The sequence below is a fragment of the Schlesneria sp. genome, from assembly GCF_036405755.1.
In the GTDB taxonomy this organism is placed as follows: domain Bacteria; phylum Planctomycetota; class Planctomycetia; order Planctomycetales; family Planctomycetaceae; genus Schlesneria; species Schlesneria sphaerica.
Genome location: NZ_DASWWZ010000163.1, coordinates 1 through 8,229, shown reverse-complemented (window position 1 = coordinate 8,229; position 8,229 = coordinate 1). Strand labels below are relative to the sequence as shown.

Here is an 8,229-nt window from a genome sequence, read left to right as displayed (position 1 = left end):
CTTCTGTTGCTCGGTGAGGAAGGCAGAGCGAGTTACTCCATCGCGGAAGTTTTACGACATGTCATTCCCCGATTGATGTGAGAACTTGTCAGCCACCGTTTGAATTGGCGAGCTCGGAATTGATGAGTGGGGTGCTGGCGGGTTTTGTATCGCGGTGTGTTGAGCAGCTGAAGCCTTGGCCTCTTGTCTGGCTGTGGGGCGAGCTCGTGGCATGGGGAATGGTCACGCGTTTGACTGGTCCTGGTGGTGTCGGAAAGTCGTTTGCGGCGGTCGATGTTGCTGCACCGGTTGACTCGTGAGGATTGGACGCGGTTGCGGGGGTCTCAGCCACAATCGCCTGCGACGGGCGAAGAGAGGGTCGTCATGATGCTCTGGATCGGAGAAGAAACTTCTGTGGTGCCATTACCGGGGAGTTGGCTTGACGAAGATGACGCGGCGGGACGCCACTTCTACGAGACGATTGTGTTGCTGGCCCGCCGAAGAATTTGGGTGCTGACGGGTACTGGCTGGCCAGCTTGGCCAATCCCTGGCCAGTCGGTGGCCAGTCCCATGTGCTTCCCTGAAAATGATTTACATGATTTTCAGGGGACTGGCCCGGCTGGCCAGAGAATTGTGGAATGCGAATATCCCGTTCACGGCGGTTCACAGCGGTTCACAGCGGTTGCTCACCATGGAGATGACGCGGCAACCTGGTGCTCGGTCCCTTGGGGAACGTGAAAGGTGCCGAAGCAAAGAGCCAAGAGCGTTGGAAAACGAGAGAATTGAAAAGCAGCGACAGGGACTCGAGGTAACGGATGCTCCTGTCCCCGTTATTTAACGGAAGGCTGGCCAACGGACCGCGAAGCTGGGGTGAGAGAGGGAACGTTTGAGGCCCTTTCAGGGCCCCTATTCCCGGCTTTGTATTGAGCCGCACAACGAATCGACGGCATATCGGCTATTTGACAATTCGGAACAGACTGAGCCGCCTCCGGATCTCATCAAGAGGGCTGCGGTGGGTGGCGATTTGGGATGATGGGCCGCTCGCCGCTCGTTGAAAAGGAGGACACGCATCGCAGAGGGTGCCAGTCCTGCTCTGTCAAAAGTTGATCAGCCGCGACCTCAGCCGGGTGATTCCATGCCGCCGGGCTTGTCTCCCATTCTCGTTCCCGTTCGTGGGGCTCTGGTATCGCCTGCCGGACCCGACCGATCTCTGCCTTGCGGCGGACGCTCTGCCCTCCCGGTCACTGTCCCCGGCCGTTGCAGGTCCGGCCATCGCGGTGGGTAGAGCAACTGCATATCCGAGAAATGAAACTTGCCCAGCTGACAATGAAAAAACCGTCGAGAAAACAGACGTTTTCTCGACGGTTGATGCGGAGAGGGAGGGATTCGAACCCTCGGTAGGAGGAATACCCCTACGCCGCTTTAGCAAAGCGGTGCTATCGGCCACTCAGCCACCTCTCCGGCTGACCAATTGAAGTCGAAACTATAGCCAATGAAGCTTGAAAAACAAGTCGTGTTGATACCTGATAAAAAATGAGTGAAAATTTGCCCGATTCCTGCGAATTCGACGAAATTCCGCCAGCTGGCCGATCACCGGCAGAAATCTGCACTTCGCCTCTTTTCAGGCCTCCGCGGCCCCAAATTTCACCGGAATAGACGACTTCTACAGGTCGAGAGTACGTTGCCTCTGACCGGGCACATCCCTCTTCCGTGATTGCCATCCGCAACGCCGGGGGGAATTTGGCGTTGTCCGTTGCCCTTGCCTGACCGGAAATCGTACCCGCTCTCGCCAGGATTTTTTGATCCTTTTCTTCGGCACCTCGATTGAAAGGAGCGACAGTTGTCCGGACCATTCCCCCCCTGCCCTGCCAGCAGGCTCGGAGGACTCTCTCAGAGACATTTCCGGAGTTTCTCGAACGACGACTTCTCGGCTTCTGCAGGGGGTGGGTGAGGCGACTCGACCGCTATTCGCCGATGATCTTGACGAGCACTCGTTTTGATCGGCGGCCGTCGAATTCGCCGTAGAAAATTTGTTCCCACGGTCCGAAATCGAGTTTGCCGTTGGTGATGGCGACGACCACTTCCCGGCCCATGATCTGGCGTTTCATGTGGGCGTCGGCGTTGTCTTCACCCGTTCTGTTGTGGTGGTATCGAGCGGGTGAGGCGTCGAACGGGGCGAGTTCTTCCAGCCACTGCTGATAATCCTGGTGCAGGCCCGGTTCATCGTCATTGATAAAGACGGATGCCGTAATATGCATGGCGTTGCAGAGCAGCAGTCCTTCCTTGACGCCACTCTTTTCCACGAGTTTTTCAACCGTCGGGGTGATATTGAGAAAGCCCATCCGGTTGGGAATCTGAAAGTACAAATACTCTGTCAGTGACTTCATGTGGAACCTCCGGGACGCGAAGCGGATGACCTTGTTTAAACGGGTCCGGCCAGGTGTGGGATACGGACCTTTCGCAGCGTAGCACACACGGCGAAGTCCTTGAACGAAGCTTCTCACAGCCCTCACTCGTCTCACACAACGGTTGGAAGCAGGGTTTCAGCAGTCGGTGGATGGTACCGCCGGTAAGGGCGATGCGGGTGGCGAGCGATTCCACAGTCTGGTAAAAAATCATGTTTCTGATGGATTTGATCGAAATGAAGCGGACAGCGGGCTTCGACTGCGCGAACGTGCCCCCCTTTCCTGCCGCCATTTTGAGCAGAACCTCGTTCTGAAAACGGTTAGCACTTCGGTCGTTCATTTCTGCGGGTTCAGGGGCCAGTGCTTCCCAGTGACCGCCGCGAGAGATGGATCGAATTTTACCTTCGCCCGAGTTTGAATGATTTTTTGAAAGTAAGTTCCATGGCAACGGTTTATGACGTCTACGGCGTCGGCAATTCGCTGGTCGATATTCAGGCTCGCATCGAAGACTCCACCTTGGAACAACTGGCATTCGCGAAGGGGATCATGACGCTGGTTGACGACGGGACTCAAACTCGAGTGCTGGAGTCGATCCGAGGTGCCAAGATCAATCGCTGTGCCGGGGGATCGGCGGCCAACACGATCGCGGGCCTGGTCGAATTCGGTGGTAAAGCAGCCTATGCGGGCAAGACTGGACAGGATGAACTTGGCGAGTTCTGGCTGAAGGACATGCGGGACCTGGGGGTCACGATCGAAGTCCCGCAGGTGGCCGGACAGACCGGAGCGTGCGTCGTGCTGATCACAGACGATGCTCAGCGAACCATGCTGACCCACCTCGGTCTTTCGGCCACGCTAAGCGCCGACGACATTTCTGAAGCGGAAATTCAGAAGTCGAAGTATGTCTACATCGAAGGATATCTCTTCGCCGGAGAGACCACCAAGGAAGCCGCCCTGCGAGCGATCGAATTGGCTAAGAAGAACGGCGTGAAAGTCGCCTTCACCGTTTCCGATCCCTTCCTGATTTCGATGCACCGCGAGCTGTTCCTGCACCTGCTCAAGGATTCGGTCGACCTGCTGTTCTGCAATCTGGAAGAAGCACGCAGCCTGACAGGAAAGACGGATCCCGTCGATTGTGCTCAGGTGATTCATCACCACGCCGCCGACGTGGCGTTGACCCTGGGTGCCGATGGATCGCTGCTGATGCAGGATGGCCAAATCATTCCGATCGAAGGGGTCACCACGAAAGCGATCGACACGACCGGTGCAGGCGATATGTATGCCGCAGGGATCCTCTACGGCATCACCAACGGTCTGAACTGGAAACAGGCGGGCCACCTGGCATCTCACGCCGCCGCACGCGTGGTGTCTCAGATGGGTGCTCGCCTGCAGCAGCCATTCACCAAAGCCGACGTCGCCAAACTGCTGGAAGGGATCTGATCGCACTGTGAGTCGCCGCAGCGACTGTTTTCGCAGCGGTCTGACAGGAACATGCCCGGTTTGGATGAACGGATCTGAAGTTCGTCCAAACTGGACGTACTGTTTTTCTTGCCTCCCGTCTCTTCGGGAGAAAAAGAGCCTCCGCCGGATCAGGTCTGCGGCCGGACGTGCGAGCAACAACGGCCCCCCACGTCACGGAGGGGACGTCAGATTCACTTGTTCCACGTTCGTCGGCCCAAACACCAGTTGCCGCGGTGCCGTCTCGGAATTGACCCGGTCTATTCAACGGACCATACTGATACGTGATCACGTTCATGGCAGGGCCATTCGGGAGTTTCCTCGATCCTCCCGGCGACTTTCATTCAAACGTGAAGCGGCAGCGACAGGTTTTCGATGGCTTTGCGACCGTGGCACTCGACCACCGTTGTCTACAAACGTTGTGCAGTCATCGATTTCACGAACTGCTGATGATCAAGTTCGATCCATCGAGTTTGCGAGGCATTGCTGATGCCGGTCGTACGATTTTTTAGCGCACTCCTCTGCTGTGCCATTCTCACGTCTCTATGCCCGATCGTCGCTCACGCCGACGACGCGGCCGTTGACTATTCCACTCAGGTCAAGCCGATTCTGCTGAAGCATTGTGCCGACTGCCATGGGAAGGAAACACAGCAGTCCAGTCTGCGGTTGGACTCAGCGAAGGGAGTCACGACGGGCGGCGACTCGGGCCCCGCAGTCATCGCTGGAGATTCCGCCCGCAGCCTGCTCATCCATGCCATTACTGGGACCGAAGGGGCCTTACAGATGCCTCCGGATGGAGACAAACTGGCCGAGGCCGATGTTGCCATGCTGCGACGCTGGATCGATCAGGGTGCTCATTCTCCTGGGGATGAAGTGACGGAACCGGCCGTTGCGAAGACAAGTCGACACTGGGCGTTTCAACCGGTTCGACGAGTGATTCCCCCGACGGTCGAAGCACCTTTCGCCCGACACAATGGGATCGACAATTTCATTCAGGATCGCCTGCTGCGGGAGGAGCTGACTCCTTCTGAAGCTGCTGACAAAACAACACTCGTGCGACGAGTCCATTTTGATCTGCTTGGACTTCCCCCTTCGGTCGAGACCGTGCAGGAATTCGTGAGTGACTCGTCTCCCGACGCTTACGAAAGGCTTGTTGACCGGTTGCTGGCGTCCCCTCATTTCGGTGAGCGCTGGGCGCGAGACTGGCTGGATTCGGCGCGCTACGCCGACTCCAACGGATTCACTCGCGATCAACCTCGAACCATCTGGAAATACCGGGACTGGGTGATCGATGCCCTCAACCAGAACCTGTCGTTCAAGCAGTTCGTGATCGAGCAGATTGCCGGCGACCTATTGCCTGATCCGACGCTGGAGCAACTTATCGCCACCGGTTTCCACCGGAACACCCTCATTAATGAAGAGGGGGGCACAGATCCAGAACAGTTTCGTGTTGAGGCGGTCGTAGACCGGGTCAACACCACGGGGGCTGTTTTCCTTGGCCTCACGGTCGGCTGCGCTCAGTGTCATGACCACAAATACGATCCGATTTCGCAGCGGGAATACTATCAGCTCTACGCGTTCTTTAACTCGAATGAGTTCCACGCTGGAGATCCGACAGCGCCGCGGATCGATGTTCCGTCCAAAGAACAGATCAGAAGCGGCGAGCCCGAGCGATGGAAAGAGATACAAAAGACAATCCAGCGACTGGAACAGGAACTGAAGGATCAGATCTCTGCCATCGCGGATGACCTGACTGCCTGGGAAAAGACACTCACGGAGGAAGACAAGGCCAAGTTGCCATTCAACGTGAAAAACGCTTTGGATCTGCCCCCCGTTGATCGGTCGGAAACGCATAAGCGGGATCTGGACGCTTACTTTCGGCGGTTGCCAATCTCGCGTTCAAAGTATCCACAGCTCGATGAGATTGGTCGCCTGCGTCAGACAGCTCCCCAGTTCGCAACCACGATGATCACACGGGAGATCAATCCCCCGCGAGAAACCTACATCCAGATTCGCGGAGACTTCCTTCGTAAGGGTGCCCCGGTGCAACCGGCCATCCCCGCGGTCCTCAAGCAGCCTGCTGCACAAGCAGCTTCCCCAGGTCCTGAACTCGCATCCATCACCAATCGCCTGCAACTGGCCGAGTGGCTTACCGCACCAGAAAATCCACTCACTCCCCGCGTGATCGCCAACAGGTACTGGCAGCGGATCTTTGGACGGGGAATTGTGGAAACGGAGAATGACTTCGGGATCCAGGGGGATCCACCGACTCATCCTGAGCTGCTCGACTGGCTGGCTGCTGAGTTTCGACGTGACACCACGTCGACGGGAGCCGCCAGCGACGATGCAGCAGACGCCAACAGCCCATCACAAGTCGCTGCGTCGGATCCCCGGGCCTGGGATCTCAAGGCGTTCTTGAGAGGACTGGTTCTGTCTGCAACCTACCGTCAGTCATCTCATTCCCGTAGTGATCTGATTGAGCAAGATCCGATGAATAAGTTGCTGGCCCGTCAGGCACGCATTCGTGTTGATGCCGAAATGATTCGCGATGCCGCATTGACGGTCAGTGGATTGCTCACCACAGAGCTGGGTGGCCCCCCGGTTTACCCGCCACAGCCGGAAGGGGTCTTTGATTTCACGCAGGACAAAAAACCATGGAAGACATCCACGGGACGCGATCGGTTTCGCAAGGGGCTTTACACGCACATCTGGCGTTCCAGCATTTATCCCGCAATGGCCGCGTTTGACTTCCCGGAACCGAATGTCGCGTGCACGCGGCGAATCCGTTCCAACACGCCACTGCAGTCATTAACACTGGCCAACGACCAGACGTTTTTCGAGTTCGCACGGGGATTTGCCGTTCGATTGCTGGAAGCACCTGCGGGGGATGACAGTGATCGACTGATGCACGCGGTTCAGGTCGCTCTGGGACGTGAGCCGAATTCGCAGGAACTGGCTCGGTTGCGAGGGTTTCTACACGAGCAGCGGGATCGCTTCGCGCAGGACATTCCGGCAGCCGAAGCATTTGCCCCCAACCCGGCTCCCGCGGGGATATCGCTGACGGAGGCTGCGGCATGGACAGCCGTCTCACGCGTGCTCTTGAACCTCGATGAATTCATTACACGCGAATAGAGAATTGCTGGTGGTGTCCACCTGATCCGACAGGATGCGGGAACGGGGCGAAACCCGTCGGCCTCCGACCTCGTCTGGTACTGATCAGCCCATCATGTCACGCTTGGTGATGCGCATGACTTCTTCGAGTGTCGTCGATCCGTCCAGTACGCGCTGAAAGCCGGACAAACGCAGAGATATCATCCCCTTTTTGAGAGCGTAGTCTCGCATCTCTGCGGTACTGGCCCGGTTGATGCAAAGTTTTCCAATTTCAGGATCGGTGCGAAGAAGTTCAAAGATCGCCCGGCGGCCAGCGTACCCACTCCCCTTGCACTCGCGACAGCCAATTGGTTTCCAGAGGAATTCGGGGGCGGGAACGGGGAAGTCCTCCGGAATCTCGTCCGGATCGGGTCGGTATTGTTCCTTGCAGTGTTTACACAGCACGCGGACCAGTCGCTGGGCGAGCACCCCTTCGACGGTGCTGGAGACCAGATAGGGTTCCACGCCCATATCAATCAGACGGGCAAATGCGCCCGGTGCATCGTTGGTGTGGAGCGTGCTGAAAACAAGGTGGCCGGTGAGTGCGGCCTGAATCGCTGCTTCGGCCGTTTCACCGTCTCGAATTTCCCCGATCAGAATCACGTCGGGGTCGTGACGCAGGATGCTGCGAAGCCCGGCGGCGAATGTCAGACCGACTTTTGAATGGACCTGAATCTGGCTGATACCCGGATTCTGATATTCGACAGGGTCTTCCACCGTGATGATTTTGACCGTGGGGTCTTTGATCTCATTCAGCGCACTGTAGAGTGTCGACGTTTTACCGCTACCAGTGGGACCTGTGACGAGGATAATGCCGTGTGGCAGCCCGATCAGTTCGTGAAAGGTCTGGGCCATCTGATCGGGCATACCGACATTTTTCAGATTGAAGACCATGCGTCCTTTGTCGAGGAGTCGCATGACCACCCCTTCTCCATGAACCATCGGAATGATGGAAACACGAACGTCGATTTCGCGGCCCGAGATGCGCAGTTTGATTCGGCCGTCCTGGGGAATTCGCTTCTCGGCGATGTTCAGTTTGGACATGATCTTCAAACGAGTCACGATCGCCGCGAAGAAGTGCGAGATCGATTCGGGGACGGGTTGCACGCGCAACAGCCCGTCCACGCGGTAACGAACCGTCAAACCGTACTCTTGCGGTTCGATATGCACATCGCTTGCCTGCTGTTCGAGCGCTTCCACAAGTAGCTCGTTGACCAGTTTGATCACGGAGGCATTTTCA

At 57.1% G+C, this 8,229-nt stretch carries 4 protein-coding genes and 1 tRNA gene; 2 read left to right on the top strand and 3 right to left on the bottom strand.

The window, feature by feature from the left end; all coding sequences use genetic code 11:
• Nucleotides 1-1,350: 1,350 nt before the first annotated feature.
• Together VGE80_RS05450 and VGE80_RS05445 are read right to left on the bottom strand one after the other, a co-directional pair.
• Nucleotides 1,351-1,440: transfer RNA gene (locus VGE80_RS05450), tRNA-Ser, on the bottom strand.
• A gap of 503 nt (nt 1,441-1,943) precedes the next feature.
• Nucleotides 1,944-2,366: a secondary thiamine-phosphate synthase enzyme YjbQ gene (locus VGE80_RS05445; protein ID WP_373653189.1), complete on the bottom strand. Its 423-nt coding sequence runs from the start codon at nt 2,364-2,366 to the stop codon at nt 1,944-1,946.
• Nucleotides 2,367-2,825: 459 nt separating this feature from the next.
• On the opposite strand from VGE80_RS05445, the gene VGE80_RS05440 reads away from it, so the two are divergent.
• Together VGE80_RS05440 and VGE80_RS05435 are read left to right on the top strand one after the other, a co-directional pair.
• Nucleotides 2,826-3,821, top strand: a complete 996-nt coding sequence (locus VGE80_RS05440) for an adenosine kinase (protein ID WP_373653190.1) — start codon at nt 2,826-2,828, stop codon at nt 3,819-3,821.
• Nucleotides 3,822-4,328: 507 nt separating this feature from the next.
• Nucleotides 4,329-6,971 (top strand): PSD1 and planctomycete cytochrome C domain-containing protein, encoded by a 2,643-nt coding sequence (locus tag VGE80_RS05435; protein WP_440591947.1) that lies wholly within the window; start codon nt 4,329-4,331, stop codon nt 6,969-6,971.
• An 84-nt stretch (nt 6,972-7,055) separates the two neighbouring features.
• On the opposite strand, the gene VGE80_RS05430 is transcribed toward VGE80_RS05435, so the two are convergent.
• Nucleotides 7,056-8,229, bottom strand: a 1,174-nt coding sequence (locus VGE80_RS05430; RefSeq protein ID WP_440591946.1) for a GspE/PulE family protein, incomplete at its 5' end; no start/stop codon positions are given.

Bases quoted from the DNA above. Each gene is read 5' to 3' on its own strand.
- VGE80_RS05445 (WP_373653189.1), bottom strand. From the start codon at position 2,366: ATGAAGTCACTGACAGAGTATTTGTACTTTCAGATTCCCAACCGGATG.
- VGE80_RS05435 (WP_440591947.1), top strand. From the start codon at position 4,329: ATGCCGGTCGTACGATTTTTTAGCGCACTCCTCTGCTGTGCCATTCTC.
- VGE80_RS05440 (WP_373653190.1), top strand. From the start codon at position 2,826: ATGGCAACGGTTTATGACGTCTACGGCGTCGGCAATTCGCTGGTCGAT.